This is a genomic window from Paraburkholderia largidicola, assembly GCF_013426895.1.
GTDB lineage: Bacteria > Pseudomonadota > Gammaproteobacteria > Burkholderiales > Burkholderiaceae > Paraburkholderia > Paraburkholderia largidicola.
The window spans coordinates 1274395-1293895 of record NZ_AP023175.1 but is presented as its reverse complement, the minus strand read 5'-3'; the positions used below and the strand labels follow the sequence as shown (position 1 = coordinate 1293895).

The 19501-nt window shown below is 61.6% G+C and carries 17 protein-coding genes; 13 read left to right on the top strand and 4 right to left on the bottom strand.

Annotation, left to right across the window (positions count from 1 at the left end; all coding sequences use genetic code 11):
• Positions 1-21 precede the first annotated feature (21 nt).
• Positions 22-1932, bottom strand: a complete 1911-nt coding sequence (locus PPGU16_RS22385) for an SUMF1/EgtB/PvdO family nonheme iron enzyme (RefSeq protein ID WP_434064433.1) — start codon at positions 1930-1932, stop codon at positions 22-24.
• Between the two features lie 249 nt (positions 1933-2181).
• On the opposite strand from PPGU16_RS22385, the gene PPGU16_RS22380 reads away from it, so the two are divergent.
• The 9 genes from PPGU16_RS22380 (at position 2182) to PPGU16_RS22340 (ending at position 14811) form a co-directional block, all read left to right on the top strand.
• Positions 2182-2607 (top strand): DUF4399 domain-containing protein, encoded by a 426-nt coding sequence (locus PPGU16_RS22380; RefSeq protein ID WP_180725037.1) that lies wholly within the window; start codon positions 2182-2184, stop codon positions 2605-2607.
• 68 nt (positions 2608-2675) lie between these two features.
• A complete protein-coding gene (locus PPGU16_RS22375; protein ID WP_180725035.1) occupies positions 2676-3113 on the top strand; it encodes a DUF4399 domain-containing protein in 438 nt (145 codons plus the stop codon).
• A 292-nt stretch (positions 3114-3405) separates the two neighbouring features.
• Entirely contained in the window at positions 3406-3675 is a 270-nt protein-coding gene (locus PPGU16_RS22370; protein ID WP_180725033.1) for a hypothetical protein, read from the top strand.
• Between the two features lie 263 nt (positions 3676-3938).
• On the top strand, positions 3939-5369 hold the full coding sequence (locus PPGU16_RS22365; RefSeq protein WP_180725031.1) for an efflux transporter outer membrane subunit: 1431 nt from the start codon (positions 3939-3941) through the stop codon (positions 5367-5369).
• Positions 5370-5619: 250 nt separating this feature from the next.
• Positions 5620-8175: an FHA domain-containing protein gene (locus PPGU16_RS22360; protein WP_180725029.1), complete on the top strand. Its 2556-nt coding sequence runs from the start codon at positions 5620-5622 to the stop codon at positions 8173-8175.
• Positions 8153-9526, top strand: a complete 1374-nt coding sequence (locus PPGU16_RS22355) for a beta-barrel domain-containing protein (protein WP_180725182.1) — start codon at positions 8153-8155, stop codon at positions 9524-9526. The genes PPGU16_RS22360 and PPGU16_RS22355 overlap by 23 nt, the downstream gene beginning before the upstream one ends.
• A gap of 92 nt (positions 9527-9618) precedes the next feature.
• Entirely contained in the window at positions 9619-10371 is a 753-nt protein-coding gene (locus tag PPGU16_RS22350) for a peptidylprolyl isomerase (protein ID WP_180725027.1), read from the top strand.
• A 34-nt stretch (positions 10372-10405) separates the two neighbouring features.
• Complete coding sequence (locus PPGU16_RS22345; RefSeq protein ID WP_180725025.1) at positions 10406-13462, top strand: peptidase domain-containing ABC transporter; 3057 nt, start codon at positions 10406-10408, stop codon at positions 13460-13462.
• The gene (locus PPGU16_RS22340) at positions 13459-14811 is read left to right on the top strand and encodes a sigma-54 interaction domain-containing protein (RefSeq protein ID WP_180725181.1); all 1353 of its coding nucleotides are present in this window, start codon (positions 13459-13461) and stop codon (positions 14809-14811) included. The genes PPGU16_RS22345 and PPGU16_RS22340 overlap by 4 nt, the downstream gene beginning before the upstream one ends.
• A gap of 21 nt (positions 14812-14832) precedes the next feature.
• Here the strand turns inward: PPGU16_RS22340 and PPGU16_RS22335 are convergent, their stop codons facing one another.
• The gene (locus PPGU16_RS22335) at positions 14833-15603 is read right to left on the bottom strand and encodes a PP2C family protein-serine/threonine phosphatase (RefSeq protein ID WP_180725023.1); all 771 of its coding nucleotides are present in this window, start codon (positions 15601-15603) and stop codon (positions 14833-14835) included.
• A gap of 5 nt (positions 15604-15608) precedes the next feature.
• Positions 15609-15893, bottom strand: coding sequence for a hypothetical protein (locus PPGU16_RS22330; protein WP_180725020.1), 285 nt, complete (start codon positions 15891-15893; stop codon positions 15609-15611).
• 183 nt (positions 15894-16076) lie between these two features.
• Here PPGU16_RS22330 and PPGU16_RS22325 point away from each other — a divergent pair, with 183 nt between their 5' ends.
• The 3 genes from PPGU16_RS22325 (at position 16077) to PPGU16_RS22315 (ending at position 17198) form a co-directional block, all read left to right on the top strand.
• Positions 16077-16271, top strand: a complete 195-nt coding sequence (locus tag PPGU16_RS22325) for a hypothetical protein (RefSeq protein WP_207795231.1) — start codon at positions 16077-16079, stop codon at positions 16269-16271.
• Between the two features lie 73 nt (positions 16272-16344).
• Positions 16345-16875: a lecithin retinol acyltransferase family protein gene (locus PPGU16_RS22320; protein ID WP_042315226.1), complete on the top strand. Its 531-nt coding sequence runs from the start codon at positions 16345-16347 to the stop codon at positions 16873-16875.
• An 80-nt stretch (positions 16876-16955) separates the two neighbouring features.
• Positions 16956-17198: a hypothetical protein gene (locus tag PPGU16_RS22315; protein ID WP_036001582.1), complete on the top strand. Its 243-nt coding sequence runs from the start codon at positions 16956-16958 to the stop codon at positions 17196-17198.
• A gap of 72 nt (positions 17199-17270) precedes the next feature.
• Here PPGU16_RS22315 and PPGU16_RS22310 read toward each other — a convergent pair whose 3' ends face one another.
• Positions 17271-17525, bottom strand: coding sequence for a DUF2866 domain-containing protein (locus PPGU16_RS22310; RefSeq protein ID WP_180725017.1), 255 nt, complete (start codon positions 17523-17525; stop codon positions 17271-17273).
• A gap of 361 nt (positions 17526-17886) precedes the next feature.
• Between PPGU16_RS22310 and PPGU16_RS22305 the strand changes: the two genes are divergently transcribed.
• Positions 17887-19500 carry a tetratricopeptide repeat protein gene (locus PPGU16_RS22305; protein ID WP_180725015.1) on the top strand — a complete coding sequence of 538 codons (1614 nt, stop codon included), beginning with the start codon at positions 17887-17889 and terminating at the stop codon, positions 19498-19500.
• Position 19501 lies beyond the last annotated feature (1 nt).

Here is a 19501-nt window from a genome sequence, read left to right as displayed (position 1 = left end):
CGCACCTTGCTGCATGTCAGGTCACTTCAGTTCCTTCACCACGCGAAAGCCGTCCTGCGACTGACGCACGCTCTGGCTGTACTTGAAGCGCGTCGAACTCAGCATGTAGTCGTTGCCTTCCCGCCATGAGCCGCCGCGAATCACGCGCATGTTGCAAGCGGGGGCATCCCACGCGCGGCCGTCGTTCGGCGCGCCCTGGTACGAGTTATGCCAGCAGTCGCTGACCCACTCCCATACGCCGCCGTTCATGTCGTGCAAGCCATTCGGGTTTGCCGCGAACGCGCCGACGGGTTCGGGCGCTTCCTTGTGATACGGATCGCCGCAGTCTTTGCAGTTCGCCATGCCTTTGCGCATCTGGTCGCCCCACCAGTATTTCGTCGTGGTGCCCGCGCGGTCCGCATATTCCCATTCGGCTTCAGTCGGCAGCCGATACGCTTTGCCCGTCACCTTGCTCAGCCATTTCACATACGCCTGCGCATCGTCCCAACTGAGATCGCGTGCGGGCGCGTTCTTCACCGAATTGTTTTCGGGCGACAGCTTCGGGCATCCGTTGACATCCGCGCATGCATTCCATTGCTCGACCGTCACCTCGTATTTACCGATCGCAAACGGCGCGGAAATGGTCACGTGATGCGGCGGCTTTTCGGATGGGTCGGCATTGCTGCCCATCGTGAACGAGCCTGCTGGCAATGAAATCATCACCGGGCAAGCCGCGCAGTCCTTGCTCTCGCCGCCTGTCCCGGCGCTTGCCGGTGCGGGCGTGGGGGCGGGTGCAGCAGTGGCGGCCGCTTTCGGCGCAGGCGCAGGTGCTGGTGCCGGCGCAGGTTGTGGCGCAGGCGCGGCGGCTGCGGCAGGACGCGACGGCGCCGCGGGCGGCGCTGCATGTGTCGCGGCGGGCGCGGCGGTCTGTCCGGAAGCCTTGAGCCTGTCGATCCGGGCCTTCGCAAGCGCCGCAAAGCGGCCATTGGGATACGCCTTCAGATAGGCCTCGTAATCGCTCGCGTAATTGCTGTCCTTGATCGACTCCCAGAACGTCAGCTCGTATTGCTCGTTGCTATCTTTCGGCAGAATGCCGCGGCTGTTCAATGCGACGACGGCGTTCGGCTCCTCTTCCAGGTGCTCCGCCGCATGACGCGAAGCGAAAAGCCGTACCGGCTCCGTCATCGACGACGAGCGCCACGGTCTCTGCGCGCCATGCGTCGCTTCCGCGACCTGCCGTGAGACACGCGCGAACATCGAATCGACGGGCGCATCGGGCGCGCGCTGCATCTCACGCAGCCACGCGCCCGTGAAGATGCCGTGACGGGTCCCGTCGGCGGCTTGCGCGCCTTGCGTCGTCGCATAGGCGATCAATGTTTGCGCAGGCAACGGCATCGCGAGACGGGCCGCTTCGAATGGTTGCGTGAGGCATGCGTCCAGCACGACGAGATTGAGCGCGTTCTTGCGAGGCGCCGCGAGCGTGTCGAGCACGTTCGACAGATCGATGCTCGCCGTCATCAGCGTGGCGGGCGCACGCGGATCGGCACCGGCGGACGCGAGCAGCGTGGTGCGGCCCGCCTGCAAGCCGTGCCCTGCGAAATAGAACAGCGCCGTGCCGCCCGGTTGCAGACGTCGGCCGAATTCGGCAAGCGCCTCGCGCATCTGCGGCGCCGTTGCATCGGTACGCAGGACGACTTCGAAGCCTTGCGCACGCAACAACCCGGCGACGCTTTGCGCATCGCGCGCGGCATTCGGCAGCGCGCCGGCCGGATAGCTGGCGTTGCCGATCACGAGCGCGACCTTGCGGCTAGCCGCGTCGGCGGGAAGCGCAAAGAGACGATTCGCGGCAGCGTGAGACGTGGCATCGCTCGCGCCGGGCGGCATCGGTTGGGCGTCGGCTTCTCGCATCTGGAGTGCCCCGATCATGCATACCAGCAGGAGTTTTCGCCACATTTTCAGATCCTGGTTGTTCTGGAAGTTCTCATAGAACCTCGTCATCGGACGAACCGGCTCGAGCAGGACAGTCGCCGCCCGCCATGTCACCCGATACCCACGCAACGTATTTACCTGGACCACCCTTACAAACGATAGCACGCAGTTAGAACGTCAGAACGTTAACGAGCGTGGCGTTTCTTTTTAACAAGTTACGTCCTAAGCTAAAACGGAAGCAAGCAGCACTGACCCTCCCTGGGAGAATGCGCAATGCAAAGAAGAATAAGGCTCGCGGCTATCGGCGCGCTCTTTCTCGCTTCCGCGCAGGTGTTCGCAGGACCGACGCCTGCGCCGCCTGGCGCCGAGGTCTACATCATCTGGCCGTCGGACGGCACCGTGATCACTGGTGGCAAGCTCTGGGTGCGAATGGGCTTGCGCAACATGGGCGTCTGCCCCAAAGGCGTCAATGTTCCGAACACAGGGCATCACCATCTGCTGATCGACACGGACTTGCCGCCGATGGATCAGGAAATTCCCTCTGACCGGAATCACCTGCATTTTGGCGCAGGCGAAACGGATGCGCGCATCGAGCTGCCGCCCGGCAAGCACACGCTGCAACTGCTGCTCGGCGACTACAACCATGTGCCGCACAATCCGCCCGTCTATTCGAAGAAGATCACCATCATCGTGAAGTGAGCACGCGCGAGCGTTGCGCCGGCGCAAGGGCGCACCAGACGCACGACGCAAGACGGAGAGCATCAGCCATGATCAGGATCGTTGTTGCCGCTGCGGCACTTGCCGCCCTCACCGCCCTCACTTCGATGAACGTGGCATTCGCCGGCCCGACACCCGCGCCCAAAGATGCCTATGCCTACATCGGCTATCCGAACGACGGACAGGTCGTGCCCGCCAACAAGCCGTTTCGCGTGTGGTTCGGCTTGCGCTACATGGGCGTCGCGCCCAAGGGCGTGAAGTATCCGAACACGGGCCATCATCATCTGCTGATCGACACCGACATGCCGCCGCCAGATCAGGAGATTCCTTCCGACCGCCAGCATCTGCATTTCGGCGCGGGAGAAACGGAAACGATGGTCACCTTGCCGCCCGGCAAGCACACGCTGCAACTGCTGATGGGCGACGAGAATCACATTCCGCACAATCCCCCCGTCTATTCGAAGAAGATCACGGTGATCGCGAAGTGAACGAACGAGTGTGCTCAACGTTCTTCTTCGGTGCTGTCTTTTTCGAACCAACAGTTTCTCGTCGAATGTTGGTCGCGCAGCGGCACCATCGAGCGCGATCGGTGAATGCTGAATGCCTGTGCGCAAAGGGTCTCTGACGCGCAACCTAATGGCAACAAGGTTTTGCAGGTTTTTCGCGGCGCGCGTAGTGCAGTTGGCACAGCCTATGCGTTGTCAGGTTCGAGCAGACAAGATGCTTGAACCAACCGGAACACCTTGGCGAAATCTTCGCTTCCCTCTTAGGAGAACTGTCATGAGCACACTGATGATCAAAGACCTGTCCATTGCCGAAGCACTCGACGGCAACGCCATGAAGGCCGTCCGCGGCGGCTTCGCTGGCTATCCGCACTTCCCGGGCCTCAAGTTCGACTTCGACAACAGCAAGCACATCGGTGATGTGCAGCAAATGATCCAGCAGCAAATGGACATCAGCAACGTGAGCGGCGGCAACGCGTTCGCGTCGGGCCTGACCACGACGATCACGCCGACGATGCTGGCCAACAACAGCGTCACCGTGCGCTAGGCACACGGCCATGCCCGCGGAGGCCCGGACCGGCCTCCGCGGGTTCCGGGAAAGTCCCGACAAAGGCCGCGAAGTTTGCTTCACCGCGCATCGTCAAAAAGATTCAGAAGCCAATCGTCCTGTCCACACGACCGCCGCGTTACCGCACGCACTCCACGCCTAACGAAATCCGCCGACATCGATAGAGATGCCGCGCTGGACGTGCTTTACTTGAAAGGCGCGCTCTGCACGTGCAGTACACCCGGGAATGATCGGAGAATATCGTGTCTGCGTTGCCTGATTCGTTCGTCGCCGTCGCTCGCGTCATCTCTGCCGCTGCTGTTTGCACAGCCATGCTGGCAGGTTGCGTCGACGTTCACATGGCCGACTACAAGCGCCCCGATACGCCCGCCAAGGCGTCATGGTCCGACAAGACAGGCGCGCTCGTTTCTCCCGCCGACACCATCGTGCCGGACTGGTGGAAAGGCTTCCAGGACCCGTATCTGAATACGCTGATCGCGAAAGCGATCGAAGGCAACTTCGACATCAAGGTGCTGGCCGCGCGCATCGACGTAGCGGGCGCGCAGATCGGCGAAGCGAAGTCGGCTGCGTTGCCGACGGCCGATCTCGGCGCAGGCGCGAATTTCCAGAAAACCACGGGGCAGCCGTTCACGCGGCAGTACAACGTAGCCGCGCAGGTGAACTGGGACATCGACATCTGGGGCAAGGTCGAGAAAGGCGTGCAGGCGCAGAAGGCCGAATTCCACGCAACGGAGGCCGATTGGCGCGCGGGTTATCTTGAACTCGTGTCGAACGTGGCGACTACGTATTTCCAGATTCTTCAGTTCGACGACCAGATCGACGCGCAACAGAGAATGGTCGACGAAAACAAGAAGATTCTCTCGATCTTCGAAGGCATGAGCCTTAATGGCCTCGTGCCAAAGACGCAGGTGATGCGTCAACAGGCCGAGGTCAATCGTCTAACGAAGAACCTGCTCGATCTGCGCCGTTCACGCAGCATTGCGAACAACGCACTGTGCACGCTGATCGGCGTGCCGGCGGGTGAGTTCACCGTGCCCGTCGGTCATCTGCAGCAGCGCGTTCAACAGCCGCCCGTGCCGGGCGGGCTGCCTTCGCAACTGCTGTCGCGCCGGCCCGATATCGTCGCATCGGAATTGCGCGTGCTCGAAGCGTATAACCTGGTCGGCGAAGCCAAGCTGGCGCAATTGCCGACCATCAGTCTGACGGGCCATGGCGGCACCGCGAGCTTCGCGCTGTCCGACCTTTTGAAGTCGTTCACGTTCGGTTTTATGCCGAGCATCAACATTCCGCTGCTCGATCCCGGCGTGCGCGCCCATGTCAAGACTACCGAGGCGCAAACCACCGTCGCCGAGCAGCAGTACCGGCAAACCGTGATGGGCGCATTCGAGGAAGTGGAGAACGCTCTCGTCAATCTGGATTCGCACAAGCAGCAGCGCGTCGAATTGCAACAGGAAGTGGAGCGTCTGAGCGTCGTCAACGTACAGATGCAATCGCAATTGCGCGAAGGTGTGGTGTCGCAACTGGACGTGTTCGAAACGGAGCGCACGCTTCTGCAGGCGCAACTCGATCTGCTGACGAATCACCAGCAAATACTGTCGGACACGGTACTGCTTTACAAGGCACTGGGCGGCGGCTGGCCGGCTGTGGATGTGCAGACGCAGGTGAAGCAATGAACCGGGCGTGCTGCGTGCGTGACGCGGGCGAATAGAGGAAAAGCTGGCACGGTTCTTAAAACGACGTCTGTGAGAACCGGAGCCTGAATATAGACCGCATTAGCCGTACCCATAATTGACTAACACCATGCGTGACTTAAAATTCCTGATTAGCCGCTCATATGGTCAGCATGACGGCTGCGTCGAATATGCCTTGATCGCCGCGTCTGTCGAACGCTCCGTTCGTGTCCACGCTTAGTGATGCAAAGAGATGAATCCCGGCGAAGCTCCGATTGCTGAGATGCGGGCGGCTCTGGACAAGGAGTTCGATGTCCTGCTGCTGCCCGTGTCGCATCCTTCTCTCGGCCCCATTCGCATCGTCGACGATCTGTTCGCGATCGGCCGCAGCGAGGCGCCGTTCGTCGACTATCCGCGCGATCGGACCACTAAACTATCGCGGCGTCATGCGCGCATCTTTAGTGAGCACGGCGCGGTCTACGTGGCGGATCTGGACAGCAAGAACGGCACGACGGTCAATGGCGTGGCCGTGCGGCTGACGCCGTCGCGCGTGCGGGCCGGCGACGAACTGTGCTTTGGCGGTGATCTGACGTATCGCGTCGCAATCGAACCGCGTCCATTCAGTTCGGCATCCGCGCGCGGTGTACAGCATCTGACTGTGACACTTAAGCCGGAGCGTGTGGATCTGGGGCTCGAACCCATCGACCTCATTGCGTTTCCGTTTCTCGTCAGCAAGACGGACGAACTGTTCTCGCGCTACAAGGACCGCTATCCGCATCAGGTGAATTACATTTCGCGGCGCCACGCTCATATCTTCATGAAGGGCGGCGAACCGTGGATCGAAGATCTCGGCAGCACGAACGGCACGTTCCTCAATCACAAGCGTCTCGGCGAATCGGCTGTCGCATTGCAAAACGGCGATATCGTTGGATTCGGCGGCGATCATTTCGTCTATCAGGTAGCGCTGGAAAAGTCGTTTGAAATCGAGCCTACCGTGACCCAGATGACGCCGCCTGCCGCAGCGATCGGCGTTCCCGCAGCGGGTGCGCCCGTGGCCGCTGCGCCAGCGGCGGCGATGCCTGCGGAAGATCCCGACAAGACTACCTTCGTCGGCGCGGCGCATTCGTTTCTCGACATCTTCTGCGTCGACCGCGCATTGCAGCGCGAAGACGAAGTGAATGAAAACGCTCCGCCCCTGACGCCGGACGAAGCAACCGAAACCCAGGCACGCCGTCCGCGCCGCCGCTGGCAACTGCTGATGCGCGAACTGACGCGCACGTTCGCGGCAGGCGATCGCACGACGATGCGGCGTGTCGGCTGGGGCGGTCTGGCGGTGCTGGTCGTCGTTGCGGGACTGGCCGTCACGCTGTACATGCGCGGCGCGGCGGAGCGCGATATCAAGAGCCTGCTCGCGGCGGGAGAATACGAATCGGCGGCGGATGTTGCCACGTCGTCGTTGCAGCGTCATCCAGCGAGCGACGCGATCCGGTCGCTAGCGAGCGAAGCGCTGATGAAAGCGCGCGTGCCTGGCTGGCTGTCGGCGTTGCATGCGAAACAGTTCGATCGTGCCGGAGCATTGATCGACGGCATGCGCGCAACGAGCCAGAACAATCCCGACGCGCTCGCGCTGATCAATCAGTTGAAATGGGTTGGAGACCTGGAACGGTTTGTCGTCGGTCGGGGCGGCCCGGATGCACCGATTCGTATCTATAGCGACGAAGGCCGTATCCAGAATCTGCTCAAGCAGTGGGAAGACGATGCAAAAGGGCATCAACGGATTCTGGACCGCATTGCGTCGTACGTGCCTGAATTCACCGAGCCGTATGCGCTCGCGATGAGCCATCTGCGCAAGCTGCAAAGCGACGACTCGGTGTACCTCGCGGCGATCGACCGGCTCAACTCGACCATCGCGACCGAACTAGGACGCGACAAGCCCGATGTGCTGCCCGCCGTGCTGGACGATTATGCGCAACGCTACCCGCGGCTCGCCGGACTGGATACGCTGCGTAGCGACTTGCGCCAGTACGCGGACATCTTCAACGAGATGACGGCACGGCACCTCGTTCCCCTGCTTGCATTGATGAAAAAGGCGAACTTCAGGACGCCGCCGTTCAAGTCGCAGTACGCGCAATTGAGCGCGAGCCGTCTGCCTTCGGCGGACGTCGTAGCGAAGCACGACGCGGCGAGCGCCGCGTGGCAAAGCGGAGATAGCCAGCAGGCGCTGGCCGGTTTGCAGGCGATGCCCGCTGGCCCGTGGTCCGATGTGATCACAGCGGAACTGGCGCACAAGAAGGCGCTGCTCGACCAGTTCGCCGATCTGCAGAAGAGCCGTGGTTCAGCGGATCGCGACGACAAACTGCTGTCGTTTTACGCCAGCCTCGACCCCGTCGAAGACGCGTACTACGTGCGCGCCGTTCAGGGCGACGTCAATGCGCTGCGCGACAAGGCGCTGGCGCGGGCGCAAGATCAGATCGATCGCGCACAGGGATTGTGGCGGCAATATCGCGCGAATGGTTCGATCGGCGGCACGCAGCGTCTGGAATCCGGCATCTCGGGCGGCTTCCGCAGTCAGGCGCTTCTGCTGTCGGGCGCGAATACGGCGGCGCAGCAGGGCATGCGCGTCTATACGCAACTGAAGGCGCCGCATCCGGCGGGCTCGGATCAATTGCTCGAAGACATCGAAGCGGAAACGCAATTGCAGCGCCGCTCGTTGCAGGAATTGCGGATGGTGCTCGAACCCGGCTTGCTGAAATCAAAGCTTGCGTTGATTGGAGGCAGTGACCAAAGTGAAGCGCGACAATCACCCTAAGCCGCTTTACGAAGCGCTGGAAGATCACAGCGCCGAAGGCGTGGCGATTCTCACGGCGGAGCCCGTGCGCATTGCGCAGGCGCTCGTGCTGACCATGGTCGCGCTCGTTGTCTCCGGCCTGATGTGGTCGTTCTTCGGACGCGCGGACGTGATCGTCACGGCGCAAGGCACGCTGGCGCCGGAGTCGGACGTGCGGCGCATTTATGCGCCTATCGACGGCGAACTCACGGATCTCTATATCGCGGAAGGACAACCCGTCTCGAAGGGTGACGTGCTCGCGCGGCTCAATGCGCGCGGCGCGATCGAAGCGGCCACCAACGCACTGCAGGCGCAGTTGAAGCTCGACGACGCCGAGCGCGAATGGAAAGAGTTTCCGCAGAAGAAGGAATTGATGGAGCGCAAGGCGACCGCGCTCAAGGATCAGCTCGAAGTGGAAGAGCGTCTGCACGAGAACCGCATTTCGGAAGGCACGTCCAAGCTGGCGGAAGGCCAGAAAGCGCAACTCGAAGAAGCGCGCAGCACGCTCGACAATGCACGCCGCGCGCGCGATGCGGCGCGTCAGGAAGCGGACAAATACGCGCGGCTGTTCGCGCAGCCCGGCGGCGGTGGCGTTGCGGAGTTGCAGGTCGACGCGAAACGCAACACCGCTCTGGAAGCGGAAAACGCCTACCGTGTCGCGCAATCGCGGCTCGCCGAACTCGACTTCAAGCTGAGTCACGAATACGCCGAGGCCAACGCGCAACTCGAAACGAGCGGCCAGCAGTCGACGAAGCTGCAGCTTGAATACGACGATCTGATCCGCGACATCACCAGCACCGAAGAGAAGCTGCGCCTGCAATTGCAGACGGCACGCCTCGTCGCCGACGCGGCTACGCGCATCCGCTTCGAGAACATCGACAAGGACAACTTTCTGCTGATACTCGCGCCGACTTCCGGTGTGATCACCGACGTGACGTCGACGCAAACGGGCGACAAGATCCAGGCGAATGCGCCGCTCGGCGGCATCGCGCCAAAGGACGCGCGCCCCGTGCTGAAGATCGAAATCGCGGAGCGCGACCGCGCGTTCCTGCACGAAGGCATGACCGTCAAGATGAAGTTCAATGCGTTCCCGTATCAGCGCTACGGGCTGATCAACGGCACGCTCGCGTACATCTCGCCGGCAACCAAGCCATCGGCGCAGGACAAGCAGCCTGTCTACGAAGGCCGCGTGCAGCTCGACAGGAATTATTACCAGATCGCGGAGAACCGCTACCCGCTGCGGTACGGCATGACAGCGAGCGCCGAAATCGTCGTTCGCGAGCGGCGGCTGATCGATCTTGGGCTGGACCCGTTCAGGCAACTGGCCGGATAGCTTCAGAACAACTCATTGCAACGCAAGCGTAGCCGAAAGTACAACCGCCAGCCCGCCTGTTCGTTCGGGCCGCCACTAGAGGAGCGGACAAGATGACCGCGATCGTACGAATCGATGATGAAGTCGTGGATGTCGGCGAATTCATACGCCTACTGAAACTCACGGGCCAGTTCGAAAGCCTGATCGAGCAGATGGTGCGCGACAAGCTGACCGTGCACGCCGCGAAGAAACACGGCGTGACAGTGAGCACCGACGAGATACAGGAGCGCGCCGACCAGTTCCGGCGCGTGCGCGGGCTGCATCGCGCGGCGGACATGAACCAGTATCTCGACACGCTGAAGGTCGGTCTCGACGAGTTCGAGACGTTCATCACCGACAGCCTGTATCAGGAAAAGATGCTCGACAAGGTGGGCAACGAAGGCGAGATCGAAGAGTACTTTTCGATGAATTCGCCGAAATTCGATGCTATCGAGGTCAGCCACATTCTGCTCGACGACGAAGGCAAGGCGAAGGAAATGATCTCGTACCTGAGCGACGATCCCGATGCGTTCGCGGAAATGGCCCGCGAGCATTCGATTGCCGATACGAAAGACTCGGGTGGCGTGATCGGAAAAGTACTGCGCGGTTCGCTGAAGCCTGATATCGAGGCGAAGATCTTCAATGCGGCAGTCGGCGATCTGCTGGGGCCGTTCGCGTCGCTGGACCGCTCGTGCTTCGAGATCTTTGCGGTGACGGCGAAATATCCGGCGCAACTCGACGAGGACGTCGCGTCGGAAATCAAGCGGCTGTTGCGCGAACAGTGGCTGATAACGCGTGCGCAGGAACACATCATCGAAGCGCTCTGATTGACGCGCGCTGCTGACGGGGACCCCAAGCATCATGGATGCACCGCAAACCACGCCTTCCATCGCCGACTTCCTGTCGACGGTCGAGATTCTGTCGCCGTTCACGCGCGAAGAACTCGAACGCCTCGCAGAGCATGTGCAATCGCGCTTCTATTCGTTTGGCGAAACGGTGTGCAACGCGGGCGATCCCGCCGAAGGCCTCTGTGTGATCAAGTCGGGCTCGGTGCGCATCTTCACCGAAGAGCACGGCAAAGAGATCAGCATGGGCGTGCGCAAGGCGGGCGAAGTATTTGCCGACATTGCGATGCTGCGCGCGTATGTGCATGAATCGTCGGTACGCTCTTCGGGAAAGACCGAACTGCTGTTCATTCCGCGCGCCGCGACGGAACCGATCATCGCCGGCAATCAGGCGGCGCTTGCATTTGTCGCGAGTTATGTCGCGATCAACTCGGCGGGCGGTTTCGTTGCGCAGTTATTCGACTTGCGCGGCAAGCTGAACAAGCAGGAACTCGAAGAGTACGTGCGCAGTGTCGGTGTCAAGAAGGTCAGCGCGGGCAAGGAGATTCTCAAGCAGGACGCGCGCGACGACCGGCGGCTGTATGTCGTGCGGCAAGGCGAAGTGCGCATCGTACGCAATGAGGATGGCACCGACTACACGCTCGCGACGCTGCGCGAAGGCGAAATTTTCGGCGAGAAGGCCTGCCTGATGCGGCAGGAGCAGACGGCATCGGCCGTTGCGACGACGGACACGCGGCTGCTGGTGATTCCAGAGCGCACGGTGCATTTCATCCTCGAACGCAATCCGAAACTGCGCGAGGTGCTCGACGAGCGCATCAAATACGCCGACCGCGAACTCGACCGGCAAAAACGCATCGAGCAGCGCCGCAAGCGGCCTTTGCGGCTCGACCTGCATTCGAAGCCCGAACTCGGCGAGCGCGTGATACGGCGCTTCGGACTCGTCGAGCAGGCCGAGGAAATGGATTGCGGTGCCGCCTGTCTTGCAATGATCTGCAAGCACTACGGCATTCCGATGACGCTCGGCAAGCTGCGCGAACTCGCGAACGTCACGACGCAGGGTGCGACGCTGGACAGTCTGGCGCGCGCGGGTGAATCGCTAGGCTTCACGGCGCGCGGCGTGCAGTGCACGTTCGACTCGCTGCGCGGCTTCGACCTGCCGTTCATCGTGCACTGGGAAGGCTATCACTACATCATCGTGTACGGCGTGTCGAAGAATCACGTATGGCTTGCCGATCCCGCTTTGGGATTCCGCAAGCTGAGTCTCGAAGACTTCGAGCGCGGCTGGAGCGGCACGTGTCTGCTGTTTACGCCGGGACCGAATCTCGTGCAGATCTCCGCGTCGCGCTCGCCGTGGCTGCGCTTCGTCGGCTATCTGACGCCGTATAAAAAGATTCTGCTGAACCTGTTCCTCGCGACCTTCGTGATTCAGGTGCTCGGTGTGATTCCGCCATTGATCATTCAGAACATCCTCGATGGCGTAATCGTGCATCAGAACGTCAGCCTGCTGCATCTGCTGATACTCGGTCTGATCATTTCGAATGTATTTTCGCAGTTGATGTCGATGGTTCGCGCGTATCTGTCGAACTTCATGGTACGCAACATGGACTTCGCAATGATGTCGCAGTTCTTCAGGCACACGATGTCGCTGCCGTTCTCGTTCTTTGCCAAACGCAAGACGGGTGACATTTTCGCGCGCTTCCAGGAAAACCAGACGATACGTGCGTTCCTCACGGAATCGACGGTAACGACGGCACTCAATCTGCTGATGGTGTTCATCTACTTCGCGATCATGTTCTTCTATAACGCGAAAATGACACTCGTGCTGATCGCGTTCGTCATTCCTATCATGGCGCTGACGCTGATCGCCACGCCGAAGATCAAGAGCTATGCACGCGAAACGTTTGCGGCCGGAACGGATTCGAAATCGTTTCTGATGGAAGCGTTGTCCGGCGTCGAAACCGTGAAGGGCATGGGCATCGAGCGACCCGTACGCTTGCGCTGGGAAAAGAAATACGCGAAGGCACTCGAAGTGCAATACCGCGCACACGCTTTCAACATCCTGATCGGCTTTATCAGCCAGTTGCTGAATGCGGCGACGACGATTGCGATTCTCTGGGTCGGTGCGAATCTCGTGCTCGCCCGCGAAATGACGATCGGGCAGTTGATCGCGTTCAACGCGTTCATGGGTAGCGTGCTGACGCCGTTGATGGGACTCGTCGGCTTGTGGAGCATGCTCAACGACGCAGGCGTCGCGATGGAGCGGCTGGGCGACGTGCTCGATATCGAACCGGAGCAGAAGCCTCAAGACCTGCCGTCGCGCGTGATGCTGCCTGACCTGCAAGGCGCGATCAGCCTGAACGGCGTGTACTTCCGCTATGGCGAGGACGAGAGCGCCTATGTGCTGGAGAACATCAGCTTTGACATCAAACCTGGCGAACTGGTGGCGATCGTCGGGCGCAGCGGGTCAGGCAAGACCACGCTCGCAAAACTGCTGGTCGGGTTCTATGCGCCGAGCGACGGCAAGATGACGGTCGACGGGTATGACATGAACGTGATCGACAAGGCTTTCTTCCGCGCGCAGATCGGCTACGTCATGCAATCGAACCTGCTGTTTTCCGGCACGATCGCCGAGAACATCGCGAGCGGCGACGACACGCCCGATCGCCGACGGATCGAAGAAGTGGCCAGAATGGCCGACGCGCACGCGTTCATCGCCAAGCTGCCGCTCGGTTACGAACAGATTGTGGGCGAGCGCGGCATTGGCTTGTCGGGCGGCCAGATTCAGCGGCTGTGCATTGCTCGCGCGCTGTATCACGATCCCCGTCTTCTCGTATTCGACGAGGCGACTTCCGCACTCGATACCCAATCGGAGAGCAATATCCTCGGCAACATGCAGGAGATCCTCAAAGGACGCACGGCCGTCATCATTGCGCACCGGCTGAGTACGATCATGCGCGCCGACAAGATCATCGTGCTCTATGAAGGCGCGATCGTCGAGCAGGGGCGTCACGAGGAACTGGTCAACCGGAAGGGCATGTACTACCAGCTCGTCCAGAAACAATTGAGCGCCTGATGAAAATACTTGACCAGCAGCCTGAAGAAGCCGGGTCCGCTATCTCGTACGCAGGGTTGATCGAGAAGATCGAGATCCTGCGCTCGACGCTGCGCTGGTCGTCGCGGCTCGAACGCGCGGATATCGAAAAACTCCTGAAACAGGCGAGTTCGCTGCGCGACGAAGTGATGCAGATGTCGCACAAGGAGCGCTTCGTGCAAGCGGCCGTGGTCGAGCCGATGCGCGGCGACCTGTCGCGCGGCGCGCGGCGCCAGGCTTTGCTCGCGCGCAGCTTCATTTTCGAAGGAACGTTCGGCGATAACCCGAAGCTGCTGGAATCGCTCGAAATCGCGGAGAAAGCGGCGCCGACGGATCTGCCCGTTCTGATCGACGGCGAAAGCGGTACCGGCAAGGAGCTGATGGCGAAGGTCATCCATGCCAACGGCAGCCGCTCGGACAAGCCGTTCATCTCCGTGAACTGCGGCGCGATACCGGACAACCTGCTGGAGTCGGAACTGTTCGGCCACAGAAAAGGCGCGTTCACGGGCGCAACGAACGACCGTAAAGGCAAATTCGAAAGCGCGCATACGGGGACGATCTTTCTCGACGAAATCGGCGAATTGCCTTTGACGGGGCAAGTGAAGCTGCTGCGCGTGCTGGAAGCGCATGAAATACAGCGCGTGGGTTCGGACGAGCCGATTGGCGTCGATACGCGGATCGTCGCCGCGACCAATCGCAACCTGCGCAAACTGAGCGAACAGGGCACGTTTCGCGAAGATCTCTTTTACCGGCTGAGCGTCATTCACGTGACCTTGCCGCCGCTGCGCGAAAGGCGCGATGAAATTCCGTTGCTTATCCAGTACTTCGGCGATGAAGCGGCGGGCGCGCTCAAGCGCCGCCCCGTGAGAATCACCCCTAAATTACGGGACTTTCTGCTGACCTATGCGTATCCGGGCAATATCCGCGAATTGCGCAACGTGATGTACCGCATCTCGTGTCTGGCAGGGGATATCGCGGACGTCGATCACTTGCCGGTGGATATGCGGCCCACGGCACCCGTGACGGCGCCCCTGTTCGGTGGGGCGAACGAGGCCGCCAACGGCGCGGCGAGCGTGACCAATCTGTTGTCGCTCAGCGATGCGAAGCGCGCCGCCAGCGACGAAGCCGAAAAGGCGTTCTTGCAGCGCGGCTTGCAGGAAGTGGGCGGCACGGTCGCCGAACTGGCGCGCCGCGTCGACATGAACCGTTCACACCTTCAGATGTTGCTGAAGAAGCACGGATTGCATTCGAAGGATTTTCGCCGCGCGCATGCGCAGGCGAATGCGCGCAAGGACGACACGGAAGAAGACGACGAAGCCGAGATGCATTGAGGCAACGGCGAGTGAAGCGTGTCAGGGCGACGGGTTCAACAAGGTCTTGTCTGAAGCGTGCGGGTCTTCTGCCTGCACGACCACGGCCGTGATGTTGTCACGGCCGCCGCGCGAGAGCGCGATATCGACGAGTTCATCGGGCGCATGCAGACAATCGACACTCGCGAGCGTCTGCTGGATTTCTTCATTGGTCAGTTCATTGCTGAGGCCGTCGCTGCACAGCAGGAACACGTCGCCGTCCGCGACTTCGATGGCGTCTTCGTCGAGTTCCAGTTGATCCGTCGCACCGACCGCGCGCGTGATGATGTTGTGCGCAGGATGATGGCGAGCTTCTTCCTCGGTCAGATAACCGGATTGCCGGAGCGCTTCCACCTGGCTGTGATCGCGCGTCAACTGCCGCAATTGCCCTTGCCGCAGCAGATAGATGCGGCTGTCGCCCGCCCAGAGATAGCCGCAGAAGCGGTCGCACGCGAGCAGCACGACGACGGTCGTGCCGATGCGCTGCACCTGCCGGCGGCTCGCTTCGTCGCGCAATTGTCGGTTCGCATCCTGCAGGCGCGTGCGCGCTTCGGCGATGCAATGCTTGATGCCCGCCTGTTCCGGCAACTGGCCGAGCGTTTCGACCACGAGCTGGCTCGCGAGATCGCCGACGTCGTGCCCGCCCATGCCGTCAGCCACGGCCCAGCGGCCGCGCTGCGGTTGATCGAGACAGGCGTCCTCATTGATCTCGCGAACCCGGCCCGTGTCGGTGCGCGCCGCCGATGCCCACCGGAATTGACTGGTACAGGTCACGGCATCTAAGCCAGGTTCGTGCTGCGCGCGTCAGGGGACACGTTGATGTTCGAGTTGTTGCCGGTGTTGTTCACATCGACCTTCTGGAACTGATTGATCATCTGGTCAGCATAGAAGTTGTTCGTGATGTCGTACAGGTTTACGACGGGTCCGACGCTCGGCGTGTCGTGCACATACGGCGTGATCCAGCCGAATACCCACGGCGCACCGCCGCCGCCGCTGATCGCGGACATCGCCTTGCGATCGAGAGCGAGGTTGTGCGAGAGGTCGCTGATGGTGATGGAAGCCATGGCGTGTCTCCAGAATGGCCGCCCGTTGCGCGGCCGGAAGTCAAGGGAAGTTGCGCTATGACGTGCAAGGGCTGTGCCAATCTGTCGTGAGTCGGTGCGCTTTCTCGTGCGTCCTTGCTGGGCTTGGAATAAAGCGGACACGCGCGTGCGTGCGTCGCGCGCGTACGCGTGTGGACGTTGGCAGTGATCCAACAGCGCGCCTTTGCAGAAGACGGGGCAACCAACACATTTTCAACGCGCGATGCGCGGGCTCAGGAAGCTGAAAGTGATGGTGGTCACGCAACACATCAGCCTGAAACTCTGTTGGGTGTGTCCCTACACAGCGCCACCGCAAACTACCTCTTTGGCGTGAAATATCGCGATAAATCAATGGCTTAAGAAGCCTGGTCCGGATGATGCAAAAGAGCTGGCAACAGTGTTGGCCTTTTGAACCGGATACCAGAGCAAAGCCATGAACCGCAACCTCCAACAATCTCGCAATGAACAAGGTGCAAACCGCGCGGCTGCTTACGCATCGGCTGATGTGGTGCTCGACGGTTCCAGCGACGAACCCGCCCTCGGTGCCCATCTGATCACCCAACGCCGCGGCTACGAACATCACGGCATTTACGTCGGTGGCGGCAAGGTCATTCACTACGCAGGTTTCGCGAAGTCCGCCCATCGCGGCCCCGTCGAAGAAGTGGCGCTCGAAGCCTTCGCCGATGGTCACGCCGTTGCCGTCCGCCCGCATCCGTTCCCGAAGTACACCGCCGAACAAACCGTGCTGCGCGCCCGCTCGCGCCTCGGCGAAAACCACTATCGCCTGCTGACGAACAACTGCGAGCACTTCTGCGCGTGGTGCCTGCTCGGCGAAAGCCGCAGCGAACAGGTCCATGCCTGCCTCACGCATCCGCGCACGGGTATGCATGCTCTGCTGTGCCTCGCCAGCGCTTTTGTCGGCAACCGGATGAAAATCGGCCGCTCCGTTGTTAACGCAGTATGAGCGTCGCAATTGAACAGCGGCGATTGAAGTTCGAAACGTCAAATGCCGTAAAAGCAGTCAGCAAAGCGAAGGAGACCACCATGAGCCCGACCGGAAAAACACTGCACTGGGCCGTCGACAAATGGCTCGCACCGACGCCCGCGATGCCCGCGCGCGTAGTGCGCTTCTGCCGCACGCAGATGCATCGCCGCTGCGTGTGTGTCGAGGCGGTGCGCCCCAACGGGTTGCTGTCGATTTTCTTTTTCCGTCACGACGACGGATCTTGGAATGTCTTTCCGCCCGCCGAGACACGGCCGGCGATGTCTGCCTGGAGGACTGCGTGATGAAAAACGGCAACCCGGCGTTCAACGCCCGCGGCACGCAGATCGAGCGGCTTGCGCTGTGCGGCGCGCAAGCTATCCGCCAGGCTGGCAGAAGCGCCGCCCCGGCACGTGCGACATCACGGCTTCGGCAATCTGACGAGGCGTGCTCTCGGCAGGCACGACGCGTCGGAAGGATTCAACGTCGTGCCTGAAGGTCCATTCGACGAGCCGGTACGAGCGGCCCCAAGGGTGCTGCATCGGCGGCGAGACGGTGCAACTGCGGATGGTCAGCGTCTGCGCGTTGCCGTGCAGCGCGCGTAAATGTTCGAACACCGTGTCTTCAACCATCGCGTGTCTCCTGTCGGGGAGGCCCCACCGGTGGATAAAAAAGCGCGCCGGTACGTAGCGGCTCAACAACCCTATCTGGAGGGCATGTTGGGCCGCATCTTCACAGGAAAGAATTAAACGAAGCTTAAGACGCGGGGCGCCATGCCACTGAACATCGGTGGGTGGGATCGTGTTGGACGGGGATGGGTGGAAGGGCTTTAAACGAAGCGCGATTGACCGCGCGCGGCGCAGGGATCAGACGCTATTGCGTCGGCACTTGACGATTCTTTACGACACGCCGCGCCCGTAGCCAGAAAATGTCCGGCTCGGCGCGCCAGGTGCGTATCGACGCAGCGCATCGTCAACTGTTCCCTTCGCCATCATGTCGCCGACCTTCGATCCATTCCTGATCTTCCTTCGCCGCGCCGTCGCCGCGCAGCATGAAGGCGATGTGCGCGCGCGTGCGTTGTGGCTCGAAGCGGCGTCCTGTCTGCACCCGACGGACAGCGTGTCGATCGACCGGCTGATGCTTGAACTGCTCGAACAGCAAGACATCGCACCGGCCATCGAGCTCGTCGACACCGTTGCGCAACTCGATCCGCACAACGCCGCGGCCAGCGTGCGTCTCGGGTACGCGCTGCAGATTGCGGACCGGCATCGCGATGCGCTCGCGCCATATCGCCACGCGCTTGCGATCGACCCCGCGTTTCCGCAATTGCGCAAGAACCTCGCCATCGCGCTGAACCGCACGGGCGGCGATCCCGCCGAAGAACGGCAATTGCTCGAAGCAGCCGTCGCAGCGGACCCATCGGACTTCGCACTGTGGATCAACCTGATGGGCGCGCGGCGCGCATGCCTCGATCTCGACGCTGCGCTAGCGGCCGCGCGGCGCGCCGTCGAACTCGACCCGAACAGCGCCGTGGCGCATAGCAATCTCGCGCAGGCGCTAAAGGAAGCGCAACGTTGGGATGACGCGCTCACGCATGCGGCTACAGCATCTGAACTCGCGCCCGATGACGCATCGCTGCGCACAGGGCTGGGCGTGCTGCATCTGCTGCGCGGCAACTATGCCGAAGGCTGGAAAGCGCACGAGGCGCGCTGGAACGATCCCGCCAGCATGTTGACGAACGGGCGTCCGCAGTTCGGCAAGCCGCAGTGGCGCGGCGAATCGCTGCAGGGCAAGACCTTGCTGGTGTGGGGCGAGCAGGGCATGGGCGACGTGCTGCAGTTTTGCCGATTCATGCCGCTGCTCGCGCAGCGCGTGCATCGTGAAGGCGGGCGCATCGTGTGGAACGCGTTTCCGCAAATGGGCGAGTTGTTGCCGCGCAGTTTCGGCGAACATATCGATGCGTTTTCTACCGCGCGTGAGGTCGAAGCACTGCCGCCGTTCGATTTCGAATTGCCGCTCGTCAGCGCGCCGCTGATGCTGGACACGCGCATCGAATCGATCCCGCCCGTAATGCCTTACCTGCGCGCGGACGCGGACTTGCGCGACGCCTGGCGTACGCGTCTTTCGGACGAAAAGCGACTGAAGGTCGGGCTTGCGTGGACGGGCAGTCTGAATCACGGACGCAACCGTTTCCGGCGCGTCGGCGCAGAGCGTTATGCGAAGGCGTTTCGCGAGATCGACGGCGTGGCGTTTTATTCACTGCAGCCCGGCGCAACGGCCGATGTCGAAGCGGCCCGCGCAGCGGGACTCCCGATGCACGACTTCACGCACGAATGGCACAGCTTCGACGACACGGCGGCGTTCGTCAGCGAACTCGATCTGGTGATCAGCGTATGCACGTCGGCGGCGCATCTGGCGGGCGCGCTCGGTCGGCGCACGTGGGTATTGCTCGACGTGAATCCGTACTGGACGTGGATGATCGACCGGCGCGACAGCCCGTGGTATCCGACTGCCACGCTCTACCGGCAGCGCCAGTTCGCGCAGTGGCAACCGGTGCTGGACGACGTCGCGCGCGACCTGAGCGCGCTGGCAAAGCGCCGCGCGTGAG